Annotated in this window: 14 protein-coding genes; 10 read left to right on the top strand and 4 right to left on the bottom strand. The window is 60.8% G+C overall.

The window, feature by feature from the left end:
- Window positions 1–513 carry a polyadenylate-specific 3'-exoribonuclease AS gene (locus B097_RS0100770; protein WP_018580626.1) on the top strand — a complete coding sequence of 171 codons (513 nt, stop codon included), beginning with the start codon at window positions 1–3 and terminating at the stop codon, window positions 511–513.
- A 65-nt stretch (window positions 514–578) separates the two neighbouring features.
- The gene (locus B097_RS0100765) at window positions 579–1,967 is read left to right on the top strand and encodes a class II 3-deoxy-7-phosphoheptulonate synthase (protein ID WP_026254203.1); all 1,389 of its coding nucleotides are present in this window, start codon (window positions 579–581) and stop codon (window positions 1,965–1,967) included.
- 54 nt (window positions 1,968–2,021) lie between these two features.
- On the opposite strand, the gene pknB is transcribed toward B097_RS0100765, so the two are convergent.
- Entirely contained in the window at window positions 2,022–4,238 is a 2,217-nt protein-coding gene (gene pknB, locus B097_RS0100760; RefSeq protein ID WP_018580624.1) for a Stk1 family PASTA domain-containing Ser/Thr kinase, read from the bottom strand.
- 80 nt (window positions 4,239–4,318) lie between these two features.
- On the opposite strand from pknB, the gene B097_RS0100755 reads away from it, so the two are divergent.
- Window positions 4,319–4,678 (top strand): Rv2175c family DNA-binding protein, encoded by a 360-nt coding sequence (locus tag B097_RS0100755; RefSeq protein WP_018580623.1) that lies wholly within the window; start codon window positions 4,319–4,321, stop codon window positions 4,676–4,678.
- Here the strand turns inward: B097_RS0100755 and B097_RS0100750 are convergent.
- Genes B097_RS0100750 through B097_RS0100740 form a run of 3 tightly spaced genes read right to left on the bottom strand, consistent with a single transcriptional unit; the run spans window position 4,650 to window position 7,891 of the window.
- Window positions 4,650–6,161 carry an alpha-(1->6)-mannopyranosyltransferase A gene (locus B097_RS0100750; protein ID WP_026254202.1) on the bottom strand — a complete coding sequence of 504 codons (1,512 nt, stop codon included), beginning with the start codon at window positions 6,159–6,161 and terminating at the stop codon, window positions 4,650–4,652. The two genes, B097_RS0100755 and B097_RS0100750, sit on opposite strands and share 29 nt — an antisense overlap.
- Before the next feature lie 2 nt (window positions 6,162–6,163).
- The gene (locus B097_RS0100745; RefSeq protein WP_018580621.1) at window positions 6,164–7,267 is read right to left on the bottom strand and encodes a polyprenyl synthetase family protein; all 1,104 of its coding nucleotides are present in this window, start codon (window positions 7,265–7,267) and stop codon (window positions 6,164–6,166) included.
- A gap of 57 nt (window positions 7,268–7,324) precedes the next feature.
- Window positions 7,325–7,891, bottom strand: a complete 567-nt coding sequence (locus B097_RS0100740; RefSeq protein WP_018580620.1) for a GNAT family N-acetyltransferase — start codon at window positions 7,889–7,891, stop codon at window positions 7,325–7,327.
- A 171-nt stretch (window positions 7,892–8,062) separates the two neighbouring features.
- Between B097_RS0100740 and B097_RS0100735 the strand changes: the two genes are divergently transcribed.
- From B097_RS0100735 to B097_RS0100705, 7 genes are all read left to right on the top strand, one after another.
- Window positions 8,063–8,512: an SAV_6107 family HEPN domain-containing protein gene (locus tag B097_RS0100735; RefSeq protein ID WP_018580619.1), complete on the top strand. Its 450-nt coding sequence runs from the start codon at window positions 8,063–8,065 to the stop codon at window positions 8,510–8,512.
- A 118-nt stretch (window positions 8,513–8,630) separates the two neighbouring features.
- The gene (locus B097_RS0100730; RefSeq protein ID WP_018580618.1) at window positions 8,631–9,029 is read left to right on the top strand and encodes a DUF3040 domain-containing protein; all 399 of its coding nucleotides are present in this window, start codon (window positions 8,631–8,633) and stop codon (window positions 9,027–9,029) included.
- Window positions 9,030–9,593: 564 nt separating this feature from the next.
- Window positions 9,594–10,028 carry a division/cell wall cluster transcriptional repressor MraZ gene (gene mraZ / locus B097_RS0100725; protein WP_018580617.1) on the top strand — a complete coding sequence of 145 codons (435 nt, stop codon included), beginning with the start codon at window positions 9,594–9,596 and terminating at the stop codon, window positions 10,026–10,028.
- Between the two features lie 168 nt (window positions 10,029–10,196).
- A complete protein-coding gene (gene rsmH, locus B097_RS0100720) occupies window positions 10,197–11,192 on the top strand; it encodes a 16S rRNA (cytosine(1402)-N(4))-methyltransferase RsmH (protein WP_018580616.1) in 996 nt (331 codons plus the stop codon).
- Window positions 11,193–11,205: 13 nt separating this feature from the next.
- Window positions 11,206–12,045, top strand: coding sequence for a cell division protein FtsL (gene ftsL, locus B097_RS0100715; RefSeq protein ID WP_018580615.1), 840 nt, complete (start codon window positions 11,206–11,208; stop codon window positions 12,043–12,045).
- A 178-nt stretch (window positions 12,046–12,223) separates the two neighbouring features.
- On the top strand, window positions 12,224–14,074 hold the full coding sequence (locus tag B097_RS0100710) for a peptidoglycan D,D-transpeptidase FtsI family protein (RefSeq protein ID WP_081617980.1): 1,851 nt from the start codon (window positions 12,224–12,226) through the stop codon (window positions 14,072–14,074).
- 21 nt (window positions 14,075–14,095) lie between these two features.
- Window positions 14,096–15,640, top strand: a complete 1,545-nt coding sequence (locus B097_RS0100705) for a UDP-N-acetylmuramoyl-L-alanyl-D-glutamate--2,6-diaminopimelate ligase (protein ID WP_018580613.1) — start codon at window positions 14,096–14,098, stop codon at window positions 15,638–15,640.
- Window positions 15,641–15,674: the final 34 nt, after the last annotated feature.

The raw sequence follows: 15,674 nt of genomic DNA, 5'->3' as shown, positions 1-15,674 counted from the left end.
ATGAGGTACTTCTACGACACCGAGTTCATCGAAGATGGGCGCACGATCGAATTGGTCAGTATCGGGATTGTGGCCGAGGATGGGCGCGAGTACTACGCCGTGTCGACGGATTTTGATTCATCAGCCGCAAACAACTGGGTGCGTGACAACGTCTTAGACAAACTCCCCAGCCCCAACGACGAGGTATGGAAATCCCGGGACACCATTCGCAAAGAGGTCTACGAATTCCTCACGGCTGATTCCAAGCGCCCAGAGTTGTGGGCGTGGGTCGGGGCCTATGATCACGTGGTATTTGCCCAGCTGTGGGGTGATATGGCCGGTCTGCCGCGTAATCTACCGCGCTACACGCATGAATTGAAACAGTACTGGGAGATGGCAGGGAAGCCGCGGTTGCCTCAAACGCCTGACGGTAATCATGATGCGCTTATCGACGCCCGGCACAACCTGCAGAAGTTTAGGGCGTGCGAGAAGGCTTTGCCTCTGAATGGCAAAGGGCGAGTGAATCGGGACTAGCTTCACAGAACTAGTTCATTGGGGGAAAGTGGGTTTTCGCTGGGTGTCGTGCTACAACTAAGAGTGTGAGTTGGACAATTGATATTCCAGAGACAATGCTGCCCGATCTGCCACCGTTGCCCGGTGATCTCAACGAGCGATTCCAGGACGTGATCGCGCGCGACGCGAAGCAGCAGCCCACCTGGGACGAGCGGAAGGCCGAGAACGTTCGAAAGATTCTCGAGTCTGTCCCGCCGGTCGTCGTCGCACCCGAAATTCATAAGCTCAAGGCACAGATGGCTGACGTTGCCAACGGCAAGGCCTTCTTACTGCAGGGTGGGGACTGCGCCGAAACTTTTGAGTCCAACACCGAGCCTCATATCCGCGCCAATATTAAGACACTGCTGCAGATGGCGGTCGTGCTCACCTACGGTGCGTCGATGCCCGTGGTGAAGCTGGCACGTATTGCAGGGCAGTACGCTAAGCCACGTTCTTCGGACCTCGACGGAAATGGGCTGCCTAACTACCGCGGCGATATCGTCAACGGCGTGGAGCCAACGCCGGAGGCTCGTCGTCACGATCCTTCCCGGATGGTGCGCGCATACGCGAACTCGGGCGCGGCGATGAACTTGGTGCGTGCCCTGACCCTGTCGGGCACCGCGGACCTGTACAACCTAGATGAGTGGAACCGTGAGTTCGTCGCTAATTCTGCTGCCGGCGCGCGTTATGAGGCGCTGTCGCGCGAGATTTCCCGCTCGCTCGCGTTCATGGACGCGTGTGGCGTGAACGATACTCACCTGCGGACATCGAATATTTATGCTTCCCATGAGGCACTGCTGGTCGATTATGAGCGTGCGATGCTGCGCTTGGCGGAGGATGAGAACGGCGAGACGAAGCTCTATGATCTTTCCGCGCACCAGCTGTGGATCGGCGAGCGGACCCGTGGCATCGAGGATTTCCACGTGAACTTTGCTGCCCTGATCGATAACCCGATCGGCCTCAAGATTGGGCCTTCGGTGACCCCGGATGAGGCAGTTGCGTACGCAGAGCGCCTCGACCCGAACCGTGAACCAGGACGCCTGACGATGGTCGCTCGGATGGGCCATGAGAATATCCGCGAGGTTCTACCTGGCGTGATTAAGGCCGTCGAGGCCTCAGGCCACAAGGTCGTCTGGCAGTCGGACCCGATGCACGGCAACACCTTCACAGCGTCGAATGGCTATAAGACCCGCCACTTCGACAAGGTGATTGACGAAGTACAAGGCTTCTTCGAGGTGCACCGCGCACTCGGGACCCACCCAGGCGGCATTCACATCGAGCTGACCGGCGAGAACGTGACGGAATGCCTAGGCGGTGCCCAGGACATCACCGATGTTGATCTGCCAGGCCGCTACGAGTCGGCGTGTGACCCACGCCTGAACACCGAGCAGGCACTGGAGCTGTCCTTCCTCGTTGCTGAGATGCTGCGCTACTAGAACCACTAGCGTTACTAGCGACAGCCGAGCAGCCCGGTCACCCGGGCTGCTCTTTTATTTTTCCGAGTCAACGCGCACTGTCGCGCCTGGGCGGACTGTCTCGCCAGGGGAGGTGCGTTGCTCGGTGATCACTTCGTCGTTATAGCGGCTGCCGCGGTTGATCTTCAGCCCGATATCGTCGGCAAGCTTGCGGGCATCCTCTACGCGCATGCCGACGAAGGTTGGCACGATAACGCGGCCGGGCAAAGTGATGCTTACTTCGGCATCGTCTGGGTGGAGGTTGGTCCACGGTGCTGGATCAGTGGACAACACGCGGTTGGCGTTATCGGCGCTCTGATCGCTGTCACGTGTGGTGCGGTCGACGGTGATGCCTGCCTCCTCGATAGCGTCGGTGGCTTCGTCGAGGGTCCTACCCACAACGTCAGGTACCGTCCTAGCGTTGGAGAGGACCAGGTCGACCGTGTTCCCGCGTTCCAGCTCAGTGGATTGTGGGGGATCGGTGGAGACCACGTTGCCGCCGTAAATCTCGTCGTCGAAGGTGTGGCTGATTTCTCCGACGTTGAGGCCAGCCTCTCTGAGCGCTGCGATCGCTTCGTCTTCGGGTAGTCCGCGTAGATCAGGTACACCGATTGGTTCTGGGCCCTTGGAGACAGCCACGGTGACGGTGGATCCGATCGGCATCGGGGTGCCTGCCGGCGGGTTCGTTTCTGCGATGGAGCCAACCGGCGCGTCCGCCGAATAGACTGATTCGCCGGTGGACACGTCGAAAGTCCGTTGCTCGGCGAGCGCCCGGTAATCTTCCACGCCCATGCCTGCCGGGACCTCAGGCACCGTGGGTTTTCCCTGCGAAATCAACACCGTCACAGAATCGCCGGGTAGTAGTTTGTCGCCACTCGGTGGTTCAGTTCCCACCGGTTGATCTTTTGGGACGTCATCGTGGTACACAATCTCTGTCGTAGGTTCGAAGCCGGCCTCGCTGACTGCCGCGATTGCTTCTTCACGGTCCATGCCCAGTACCTGCGGGATTTCCCCGTAGCGGCCAGACCCGAACCACCACGCGCCAATGGCAACGGCTGCGGTGAGAATCCCAATGATCACCAGCCACACGATTAGGGAGACAGAAGAGCGGTTACTTTCGGCTGCGGGCGGTTCGATCTCCCGCCGTACCTCCGGTTCAGGCGAAGGAGCCGGCGCCGGTGGAGGCGCTATCTGTCGTGTCTGCGGCCCCGGCTGGGGCATCGGCTCCGGGGGCACCGCAGGTTGGACACGAGTTTCTTCTTCGGGCTCTTCCTCCTGGGCGGGGATGACTCGGGTCGAGCCTGCATCTTCAGGCTCATCACCGGCGTTTTCGGTATTCGCCCCAGGCCCCATGTTGGTGGGCACGGCGGCCGCACGGTGTGCCGCGGAATTCGTTGGCACGGGCACGGTGTAGGCGGGCAGGTTGAGCTCGGCGGCAACGTCGTCAAGCGCGGCAAGGAATTCGCCGGCGTCGTGGAATCGGTCGCCGGGCTGGCGGGCGGTCGCGGTGGCTACCAGCTCGTCGAAAAGCTTCGGTACGCCCTCGATGCGGCTGGAAGGGGGCGGGACATCGTCGTTAAGCCGCGCAAAAGCGTGGGCCAGTTGGGAGTCCCCCGAAAACGGTGTGGAGCCGGTCAATAGCTCAAAGAGGACGATGCCGGCGGAGTAGACGTCGGATGCCTGGGTGATTTCGTTGCCATCGACCTGCTCGGGGGAGAGGTAGGCAACTGTGCCTACGATCTGATCGGTGGAATGCTTCGCGTCGCTGGCGGCGCGAACCAGCCCGAAGTCCGCAAGCTTGACCCGGTTGTCAGAGTTGATCAGGATATTGTCCGGCTTGATATCGCGGTGCACCATGCCTTTGGCATGCGCAACGGATAAGCCGGTGAGTACCGCGCGCATCACTGCGGTGGCGGCGTGCGGCGGCATCGGCCCGCGCTCAGCGAGCAGTTCGCGCAGGGTGCCGCCGGTAATCAATTCCATGATCAGGAAGGCATGTTCCCCGTGCACCGAGAAGTCGTACACGTTGACAAGGTTGGGGTGCGTCAGTTGGGCCATCGCGCGTGCTTCGCGCCGGAAGCGGTCGAGGAAGAGGGAATCGTCCACGTAGCGGTCATCCATGACCTTCGCGGCGACCTCACGCCCGAGCCGCTCGTCGACGCAGCGATACACCATAGACATCCCTCCGCGCGCGATCGGGTGATCGATGCGGTAGCGGTCCTCCAGGTAATCTCCAACTGCGAGCTGATTCATAAAAACAAGTATCCCTCAACTTGGGTGCTAAGTGGTATCCGACAGCCTCTTTAGTCCGCCGTGGACGTAGAGTAGCCCATGTGAGTACCAACGTAGACGCATTGCTTTCCGACGAAGAACTGCTGACCTTCCCGCAGGTGGCTGATCAATTGGCCGTGCCCGTGACGAAGGTCCATGATCTGGTCCAGAATTCGAAGCTGGTGAAGTATCGCAAGGACGGGAAAAACTATGTTCCTGCAGCGCTTTTCGACGAGCACGGCGAGCTGACCAAGTTCGTCTCGGGCGTGATCACCGTGCTGGCGGACAACAAATTCAGCGACGAAGAGATCCTCGAGTACCTATTTACCGAAGATGAATCGCTGCCCGGCCGGCCCGTGGACGGTCTCCACGGGCACTTGGCACGCGAAGTGATTAGGCGCGCGCAGGCGATGGCGTTTTAGCCTCGCTTGTGGCTTCCTCGGCCTCGCGGACATAGCGGCTGCGAAGCGGGAAAATATATGCGGTAGCCAGCCAACCCAGGAAGACGGCGAAGCCGAGGAACCAGAGGTCATAGAACCTGTGGTTTCCACCCCCGGTAAAGGCCAGCGCGAGCACCACGGTGGCGCCGACCGTGAGGCGCTGGAGCCACAGCGGTGGGCGGAACGTGCCCACCAGGGAGACCACGGAGGCGTAGTACCAGGGGAGCACCACCGCGTTCACGGTGAACGCCCACTGGTACGCGAGGGTGGTTCCCATGATTGCGCGCCGGTCATTCTGGCGGAAGAACCACCAGATCACGACCAAACCGATCAGCATGACAATCGATCCCACGGTGCGGGTGGCATCCAAGATCACGTTATAGGGGAATCGCTCCACGAACAGCTGGACAAACGGGGTAACGATGTCCGCGATCAGCGTCGGCAGCGAGAGCGGGTTGACCACCTTGGAGTTGCCGGAAATCTCGGCCAGCCAGCCCCAGGAAGACCCCGAAGCCCACGTAACCACACCCACCACGGCGAGCGTTTCGATCACGCCGACGATGCCAGCAATCACGAATGCCAGCACGCGCCGCCCCAGCCCGGCACCCTGGCCGGCGAAGTGATGCATCGCCATCCACACAACAAAAGGCAACGCGATGGCGGCCGTCGCCTTCAGGGACACCGCTACCGCAATGAGTGCAACACCAGCGATGAAACGCCGCCTGAGCGCAAGCACCAAGCCGATCGTCACCAGCCCGACCATGGTCGATTCATTGTGCATGCCGCCCACCATGTGCAACATCATCACCGGGTTAGCCACACCAAGCCATAGCGCCAGCGCTGGGTCACCGCCCAAGGCGCGTGCAATGTGGGGCACACCCCAGGCGATCATGGCAAAGCCGAGCAGCGAAATAACCTTGTAGGTGATCAGTCCAAGGGCCACGTTGTCCCCAACTAGAGTGGTCACGCCCTCACCGATCCACAGGTGCAGCGGCCCGTAGGGGGTCGTTGTATTCCGCCAGTCGTGCGAGACCTCGAGGAGGTAGGGGCCGGGGTTGACGGCGGCACCTTCGTTATAAGGATCGAAGCCGTCGCGCAGCATGGCGCCTTGCATCAGGTAGGAGTACACATCGCGCGACAAGATCGGCGCCGCGAACACAAGCGGCACTAGCCACAGCCACATGGAACGTTGCACGGTGGTGAACCGGTCGTCGTCACGCTCCAGCTTATCGACGATCACCCGTCTCCCAACCAGCGCCCACGCACCAAGAAGGAGGACGATGCCCACGGTGAGAATGACCTCCATGATCCCTTTGCCGTGGCCAAAGGTGAGAAAATCAAGACCAAGTGCGCTGACCACACCACCTCGGTTGCGTGTAGCGCCGGCACCGAAGGAGCCGATAGCGATCAGTAGAGTCCCGATAAGCCCCACAGTGGCGGGGTTGATACGGCGCAGCCAGCCCATCACTACTTCCGCCGCTCCGTGGCCTTAATCGCGAGTTCGCGCATCGCGTCGTGAACCGGCGTTGGTACGCCTGCGTTGGTCAGGTGCTCCAGCCCGGACTCAGTCAGCCGAGTAATCTGCTGCTCAATCTGCTCGACCGCACCAGTCTCTTGAATGATGGCCGAAAGTTTGGCGATCTCAGCGGGGTCCGTCGCGGTGCCCACACCGGCGCGCAGAGAAGCAGCGGCAGCGGGGTCGGCCTCGTCGGCACGCGACAAGGCTAAGGACAGCAATACTGTGCGCTTGCCCTCACGCAAGTCATCGCCGGCTGGCTTGCCAGTCACCGAAGGATCACCGAATACGCCGAGAAGATCATCACGCAGCTGAAAAGCGATGCCGATATCGCGCCCGTAACCGCGGAACGCGTCGATCGTCTCCGCGGATGCCCCGGCTAGCGCCGCACCGAGGTGAAGGGGACGTTCAATGGTGTAAGCGGCGGTCTTAAAGCGGTTCACGGCATTCGCCAGCTCAGGGCTTTCGTCGCCGGTAGCTTCCAGCGTGATGTCTAGCAGCTGCCCGCCGATGACCTCAGTGCGCATCCCGCGCCACGGCTCCGCGGCCCGGTCCAGGGCTGCGTGGCTCAAACCGGAGTAACGCCACATGTCCTCCGCCCACACCAGGGCCAAATCGCCGACCAAGATAGCGGTGGACTGCCCGAAGTGCAGCGAACTGCCCGCCCACTGAGCATCCGAGTGAACCTTCTCCACAGCGCGGTGAACGGTGGGGTTGCCGCGCCGGGTATTTGAGGAGTCAATGATGTCGTCGTGAATCAGAGCGCATGCCTGGATGAATTCAAGAGAGGACACGGCGCGCAACACAGCGTGGGGGTCTTCGGAGGAATTTTCCAGGCCACCGCCACCGACGAAGCCGGCCCAACCGTAGAGCGGGCGGACGCGCTTGCCGCCGCCGAGAACGAAGTTGTGCAGGTGCTCTACGGCGCGAGTGACTGGGGTGCCAATCTTGGCGATGTCCGCGTCACGCTGGCTCAAAAACAAGCGGAGTTCCTCCGCGACGGCTGCGGGGACTTCATCGAGAGAGAGATTTCGGAAATCCTGAGTTGCGCTCACGCGACACACTCCTGAAACGTTGTAGTGAAGTATTTTGCTTTAACACTACCCATGCGCTTATTTCTGTTGGGGAAGTGGCAAGGGTCGCGCCAATATGGCAAAGGGCCGCGCATCGCCGTTGTAGAAGAAATCGCGCAGCACGTCTTCGAAACCAAAGGACCGGTACAAGCCGAATGCCGCGTTCTTCTCATCGGGAACCTCCGGCGTGGAAAGCATGGCGTAGGACGCGGGGGCGTTCCACAGGAGCTCGGTGAGTAGGGCGCGCCCGATCCCACGCACCTGGAGCCGAGGTGTGACGTGAATTTCGGCGACTTCAAAGTAGTCGCGCAGCATCGCTTCTTGTTCGGGTGTGGCTCCTCCGCGCTCGCGGAAGCCGCGACGCAGTTGTTGATCCCACCAGCGGTCGGGGTGCCCGATGAACCCATAGGCCACTCCAACGACCTGTTCGTTAAGCATGGCGACGATGGCAGTAAAGCCTGGTTGGTAGATTTCGGAGCGCCAGACTCGGATTCTGTCGTTGCGAATGCCTGGGGCGTAGCCCATGGCATGGATATAGATGTCGACAAGGCGGGGAGCCAGGATCGAAAATTCTGGACCGCTGAGACGGCGCAACGTAACACTCACATGTCCTATCGAACCATGTTGGCGCGATTCTCGCGTAAAAATCCCCCTGATTAGTTGCGTGGCCTGGCTAAACGCGCAGAAAGACGAAAGTATGTTCGAATTGCTAGAACGTGTGTCCGGGACGTGCTTTAGGGTGAAACCACATCAAATAAAGGAAAGGAAAATTAGGTCATGAACAGTGTTATCTCGGCTACCACTGGCTCGGTAATGGGGGCCCCGACGGCGCATGGCCGCAACATGAAGCGCATTGACGGCTTCCTAGCGTCCGCCGAATCCCTCTTAGCGTCAGCTTCGGAGCATTTAGCAGGCGGGAAGGGCGACCTTGCCTTGGAGGATGCTTACCGGGCTGCGTTACGGGTGGCCGGCGCGGTCAACGCGGCATCGCCCGTTATTGCGAATCGGAAGCGCTTGCCGACGAGCGCGTGGGACAAATTGGCCCTTACAGGGGAAAGCGCGAAGGCGTGGGCTACCCAATTTAAGCGCTACTCCGCATTGCGTGGGCGGGTTGCGTCGGGGATTGTCACGCAGCCGCCTCGGGAGGACGTGGTCGCGCTGCTGGATCTTGCGTATGCGTTCTATGACGAGACTGTGTTTGGTCCAGGTGGCTCTGCTGTGGCCTAAGGGTGGGGGAGAGTGGTACATGAGAGATTCCCTCTCTGGGAACAAAACAGATACGCTATACGTTGAGAAGTTAGAGAGTTCGAACAGGACATTTAACACCACTACAGCGGGAGGAATCGTGGCCCTTTCAGAGCAGGAACAGCGCGCGCTCCGTGAGATTGAGCAGTCGCTGCTGGCAGACGATCCTAAATTTGGCGCGCAAGTTTCAGGGAGCTCGTCGTTTGGGGATGGCACTGGTACCGGCAAAATTACACTGCGCGGCGTCGCCCTTATCGTCGTGGGTCTAGTACTCCTCGTTGCCGGTGTCGCATTGGCGCAGGTGAATCTATGGCTCATCGCGCTCAGTGTGTTGGGCTTCATCGTGATGCTTGGTGCTGGTGTGTGGATTCTGCGCACCCCGAACGACGATGAGCCAGCGGTGCGCCGCCCGTCCGGCAAGGCGAAGGCTCCGCGTAAGGATGGAGTCGGCTCCCGCATGGAGGAGAACTTCCGCCGCCGTTTCGAAGATAACCAGTAGTCCATTCTTTTCCGGCCGCCTCTGGCCGTAGTGGCATCCCCGCGCCTCAACTTGTGTTGAGGTGTGGGGATTTTTTATGTCTGCAGCCAATCGCGTGCGCCTGGCAGCTTTGCTCACCCCCTGCGCGGGGGTGGTCGGGAGAAATCGGGGTGCGCTCCGCTACGAGGCCACGGCTGGCCTAAATTCGGGAGACTGTGCGTCTCCCACTTTGCCCCACCCGGACGCCCCACTTTGCCCCACCCTCGATCCACCTCGCTAAAGGCGCAGGTCGTTCGGATAGGTTGGGTCCCCATTGGGCCGATGAGGAAGTTCTTAAAGCGAGGTATTGGTGCTCATGTGGCGGTTGTGACAAGCTTTTTGGGGGACTCGCGGGAAAGTCCGCCACCTTAATTTCTTGCTCTTTACCTGCTGTTATCGTGCCTAGCAAAAGAATTTTCGGGCCCGATGTGGCCAATGTGGGGCAAAGTGGGTTAAAGTGGGGCCTATCGGCGATCAATTGGGTAACCATGCGGTAGCTGAAGAAGATTCACACCGGCGTAGTCGAACGAAGGAAGGTGACCCTGGTTGTTTCTGGGCACCTACACTCCCAAGCTCGATGACAAAGGCAGGTTGACCCTTCCGGCCAAGTTCCGCGAGGAGCTGGCAGATGGGTTGATGGTGACGAAGGGGCAAGACCACTCCCTAGCGGTCTATCCCCGGGAAGCATTTGCGGCCCGCGCACGCAAGGCAGCAGCTGTTTCCCGCACGAACCCGAAGGCACGTGCGTTCATTCGTAACCTCGCAGCGAGCGCGGATGAGCAAACTCCCGATGGGTCCGGGCGCATCACCTTGTCGCCGGCGCACCGTGAATACGCAAACCTGTCCAAGGAATGCGTGGTCATCGGGTCGGTGGATTTTCTGGAGATCTGGGATGCGCAGTCCTGGGCTCAATATCAAGAAGAGACGGAAGCTGCGTTTGCCGCAGCGGATGAGGACGACATTCTTTCCGGGCTGCTCTAGCAGTAGCCACCGACGGAGAGCGTGTACGGACTCTGCCCGAAGCGCGAGTCTTTCTGGTGTACTTCCCCGACATCAGAGTGACCGCTTCGGGTAGGGCCCTATACGTTCCCCGTGATGAGTTCAATACCGGCTGCTATTTCCGAAGGGGGTGTTCAGGCCGTGAATCACATGGATTTCGATATCGACGCCAACCACGGCCACGTCCCCGTCATGCGTGATCGCATGGCCGAACTCCTCGCCCCTGCGGTGGAGGCCTTCGGCGACAACGCTGTGATCATTGATGGCACGTTGGGTGCCGGCGGACACACCGAGCACTTCCTCACCGTCTTTCCCCGCGCTCGAGTCATTGGCGTTGACCGCGACCCAGAAGCGTTGCGCGACGCGCAGGACCGGCTTGCCGGGTTCGGGAACCGCTTTACGACGATTCAAGCTCGCTTCGACGACATTGACGAGGCACTTGAAAGCGAAGCTGGTGAAATCTTCGTCACGGCCCGTGACCACGGTGTGGCAGGGGCCCTTTTTGATCTAGGCGTCTCTTCCATGCAGCTGGACCAAGAGGAACGTGGTTTCGCCTACTCGGTGGACGCGCCTCTAGATATGCGCATGGACCCGACCACCGGAATTACTGCTGCGGAGGTCCTCAACACCTACAGCCACGGTGACTTGGCACGCGTTTTAAAGACCTATGGGGATGAACGCTTCGCCGGCAAGATCGCATCTGCCGTGCTCAAAGAGCGCGAACAAGAACCATTTAGCCGTTCGGGTCGCCTCGTCGACCTGCTGTACCGCGTCATTCCGGCGGCAACTCGCCGCACCGGCGGCCACCCGGCGAAGCGCACTTTCCAGGCGCTGCGCGTAGAGGTCAATGGAGAACTCGACGCGGTGCGCAACGTCATCCCCGTGATCACTGATGCCCTTGGTGTCGGTGGGCGAGTGGTGTTCATGAGCTACCAGTCGCTGGAAGACAAGATCGTCAAGCAAGCCTTCGCAGAACTCACCGCTTCGAAGACCCCGCCGGGGCTGCCGATGGACCTACCAGGAACTGAACCACGATTCCGTGCCGTGACCAACGGTTCCGAAAAGGCAACCAAGGCGGAAATTGAAGACAACCCCCGCGCCGCCCCGGTCCGGGTCAGAGCAATCGAAAAACTAGCAGAGAATTAAGGACTGAAGGGACATGACCATGGGAGCCAGCCGAGACCTGACTGCCGGTTACGACACCGGGGCGAGCGTTACGCTGCTGGACGAGACCGGCAGGACCGAGCCAACGTATATCGACACCCCCCGTGACGACACCGCGCGGGCGGCCGGTCGATCGTCGGCACGCACTACTGTTCCTCATTCCCCCACTGGCTATCGTCCGCGCGTGGCCCCTCACGTCCCCCGCACAAAGCCGGGGCGACTGGGATCGAAGCAGGTCGTGTCTGTCCGCGGGCGTCGCGTCAACGAGCAGCCGGCCGAGGCCAAGAACCGGTTCACGGCAGTTTCGCTTATCGTCTTGCCACTGCTTGTTTTGGGCGTCGTGGCAGCCATGCTGTTCTCTGCGCTGTCCACCCAGCAGACGTTTGCGATTCAGCAACTACAGGGCAACGAGACGCGGCTGAACAATGAGATTGAGACCTTGAACCGCGATCTGGAAAACCTGCAGTCCACTGCAGAGGTGGCGCGCCGCGCCAGCGATGCGGGCATGGTCGTTCCTGTCACGCCGGGAATTGTCGATGTAGAAAACGACGGCACCGTCTCAGAGCGTCGCCCGGCTGATGGGGCAACGCAATCTATCATTGACGTCAACGGTGCGCCGGTCCGTCCAGGACGAGCATCGAGTGACCCAGACGCCACCGCAGACGTATCAGACTCCCTTGAAGCTCGCCCACAAAACAGCCGACCAGCACCTATCGACCGCCCTGATCAACAACGCAATGAGGCTCCCGCATCGAACGCGCCAGCGCCAGCGCCGGCTCCGGCACCAGAGCCAGCCGGGTTGCCATATGCCCCGAACGTTCCGGCACAGTTCTAGACAGCCGGGTGTTCGTCGACAAGCGATCAGTAGGGGATGGGTACACGCCAAACAACAAAGCAAAAGTAGGAAAGTAAGCAGGTGACAGACGGCCGTGACTAAGAAGACTTCGCGCGCCTCGCGCGCACAAGCACCTGTCGCCAAGCAAAAAACCATCACCAACAGCCGGCTCAGTATCATGCTCATCGCGTTCATCGCGGTGGCCGCCGTGCTGATTGCTCGCCTCGCATGGGTTCAAGTGGTCTGGGGGCCCGAACTTTCTGCAGCTGCAGAACAGCAGCGCGCCCGCGTCTACGTCGACCCAGCTCGCCGCGGCACGATTACAGACCGCGAGGGCAATGAGCTGGCCTATACGATGCAGGCGCGTTCCCTCACGGTCTCCCCAATCCGCCTCCGCGATGAGATCACGGAGCAGGAGCGCACCGCGTTAGAAATCGAAGAGCTGAGCGAGGCAGAAATTGAGGCCCAGCTACCAGCCAAGGTCGAGGACCGCCTGCGTACAATGGCCAATGAGATCCCGAAGATGATCGACGAGGCCGGCGAAACTGGCTCCGATAACGCCGAGGATGTCGATGCGAAAGAGATCCTGGACAAACTGAAGGCCAATACCCACTATGAAGTATTGGTCCGCAACGTGGACCCTGATGTTGCCGATGAGATCGCCGGGACCTTTCACGGTGTCGCCGCAGACCACCAGGACATCCGCCAGTACCCCAATGGCGCGATTGCCGAGAATATCGTCGGAAAGGTCTCCATGGACGGCCAGGGCCAGTTCGGCCTGGAGGCTTCCGGCGACGCACTTCTGACGGGTAATAATGGTCGGCGCACAGAGGACGTATCGACGGACGGCCAGCCCATCCCGGGCACGCTTCGCGACGAAGTCCCCTCCATTGACGGCAGCGATGTGACCCTCACGGTCGATCTGCACCTGCAAACCTATGTGCAGCAGCTGTTGGAGCAAGCCAAAGCGAACTCCGGCGCTAAGTCGGCTGAAGCAGTGGTGCTCGATGCCGCTACCGGTGATATTCTCGCCATGGCCAACACCGGAACCATTGACCCGAATGGTGATCTGGAGAAGCAGTTGGAACAGGGCCGGGACTTCGAAAATGAGTCGATTTCGCACCCCTATGAGCCTGGCTCCGTTGCCAAGATCATTACCGCCGCGGCCGCGCTGGAAGAAGGCGTGACCACCCCGGATGAGGTGCACCAAGTACCCGGATCTATCGAAATGGCCGGGATCACCGTGTCTGACGCGTGGGAGCACGGCGTTGTGCCGTACACCACCTCCGGCATCTTCGGTAAGTCCTCCAACGTGGGCACCCTGATGATCGCCGAGCGGCTAGGTGAGGAAAAGTTTGCCGAATACCTCAACCGCTTTGGCGTGGGGCAAACCACAGGCGTTGAGCTCCCCAACGAGTCCTCGGGCCTGTACCCGCCGTTGGAGCAGTGGTCCGGTGGTACTTTTGCGAACCTGCCGATTGGGCAGGGCATGAGCTGGACCACCCTGCAGATGGCCAGCATCTACCAGACGCTGGCCAACGGCGGCGAGCGCATTGAGCCACGCATCATCGAATCTGTGAGAGATGCGCACGGCAATCCCGTGGAGCAGGAAGAACCGGCCCGCACCCAAGTGGTCAGTCCGGAAACCGCAAAGACCACAGTCGATATGTTCCAGTCCGTATTCCAGGAAGATCCCACCGGGCTGAACTCTGGTACGGCACAGGGGCAGGGCATCGAGGGCTACCAGCTGTCCGGCAAAACCGGTACGGCGCAAAAGGTGGACCCGGACACCGGTGCCTACTCGCAGTCCCAGTTCTGGATCACGTTCGCGGGCATCGCGCCTGCCGACGATCCCCGCTTCGTCGTCGCGGTCATGATCGATGAGCCACAACGTGGTCCCATGGAGGGCGGTGCCGGGGGCCAGTCCGCGGCACCGGTGTTCCGTGAGATCGCGAACTGGCTGATTAACCGGGACAATATTCCACCTAACCCACCGGCTGAAGAGCCGATCATCTTGCAGACGCAATAAGCAGTAAGGAGACCACCTACAATGACAACCCCTGCACACACCGCGCCGTCGCTTGATGAGCTGGCACGTATCGCTTCGGCCCGGGTACACAACGCCCCGGCCCAGCCCGCGCAGTTGACTTTCGAAGCGATCAGCTTGAACTCCGCGGACGTGGAACACGGCGGAATTTTTGCGGCCCTGCCAGGTACCCGGGTCCACGGAGCCTCCTTCGCGGGTGAGACCCCAGCCGCGGCCATCCTGACCGATGAGGCAGGCGTGAAGATCCTGGAGGAGGCGGGTGATCGTCGTCCCGTGCTCGTCGTGGATGAGATTCGCGCGGTGCTCGGTTCGGTGGCTGCGGAAATCTATGGTCACCCCTCCGCAGACCTGACCGTCCTCGGAGTGACCGGTACCTCAGGAAAAACAACCACCACCTACCTGCTCGAAGCCGGCCTGATGGCCGCGGGGCATACAGTGGGCATCATTGGAACCACCGGCACACGGATCGATGGTCGCGAGGTTGCGACAAAGCTGACCACACCTGAGGCCCCTACGCTCCAAGCGCTGTTTGCGCGGATGCGCGATGAGGGGGTGACGCACGTGGTCATGGAAGTCTCCTCACACGCTCTGAGCTTAGGCCGAGTCGACGGCACCACGTTCGCCGTGGCGGGCTTTACCAACTTGAGCCAGGATCACCTTGATTTCCACCCGACCATGGAAGATTACTTCCTGACGAAGGCACGCTTCTTCGATCCTGAGTCGGCCGTTCATGCGCAGCGCGCAGTGATCTGCGTTGACGATGCCTGGGGTGAACGCATGGCAGAGCTTGCCTTTAACCCAACGACCGTGGGGACCCGTGGCCAGGACGGCCTGAACGTGGCCGCGACCCGCACACAGCTGGATGCCTCCGGCGCCCAAACGATTGACATCGATGTGGAGGGCACCCGCTACACCACAACGCTGTCCCTTCCGGGTGACTTCAACGTGGCAAACGTAGCGCTGGCAACGGCGATGGCTGCCAGCGCCGGAGTGAACGTCCCCGATTTCCTCGCCGGCGTAGAGACCGCGGGCGTGCCAGGGCGCATGGAGCGTATCGACGAGGGCCAGGACTTTGTTGTGGTCGTCGACTACGCCCACAAACCAGCTGCAGTGGCCGCTGTGCTGGAAACGATGCGCGGCCAGGTGGAAGGACGCGTAGGCGTGATCGTCGGCGCAGGTGGGGACAGGGATGCGTCGAAACGCCCCATCATGGGCGCGGAAGGAGTCAAGGGTGCAGACTTGGTCATCGTCACTGATGACAACCCGCGTTCGGAAGACCCGGCCACGATTCGCGCGGCAGTGATGGAGGGCGCTCGCGCTGAGGCTGAGGCACAAGCCAAGGCCGGCCGCGACGTCGAGTTACGTGAGGTGGGGCAACGCTCCGACGCAATCGACCAACTCATCCAGTGGGCTCAGCCGGGTGATGCTGTCATCGTGACGGGGAAGGGCCACGAGGTTGGGCAGATTGTCGGTGATGAAGTGCACCACTTTGACGATCGGGAAGAAGTACGCCGTGCCTTGTCCCAATTCCGGGGCCGGACAGATTAGCTTTTGAAACAGAGACACAATTCCAGTGGCAGGC

This window comes from Corynebacterium pilosum DSM 20521 = CIP 103422 (assembly GCF_000373805.1).
Taxonomy (GTDB): domain Bacteria; phylum Actinomycetota; class Actinomycetes; order Mycobacteriales; family Mycobacteriaceae; genus Corynebacterium; species Corynebacterium pilosum.
This window is presented reverse-complemented; position numbering and strand designations above follow the sequence as displayed.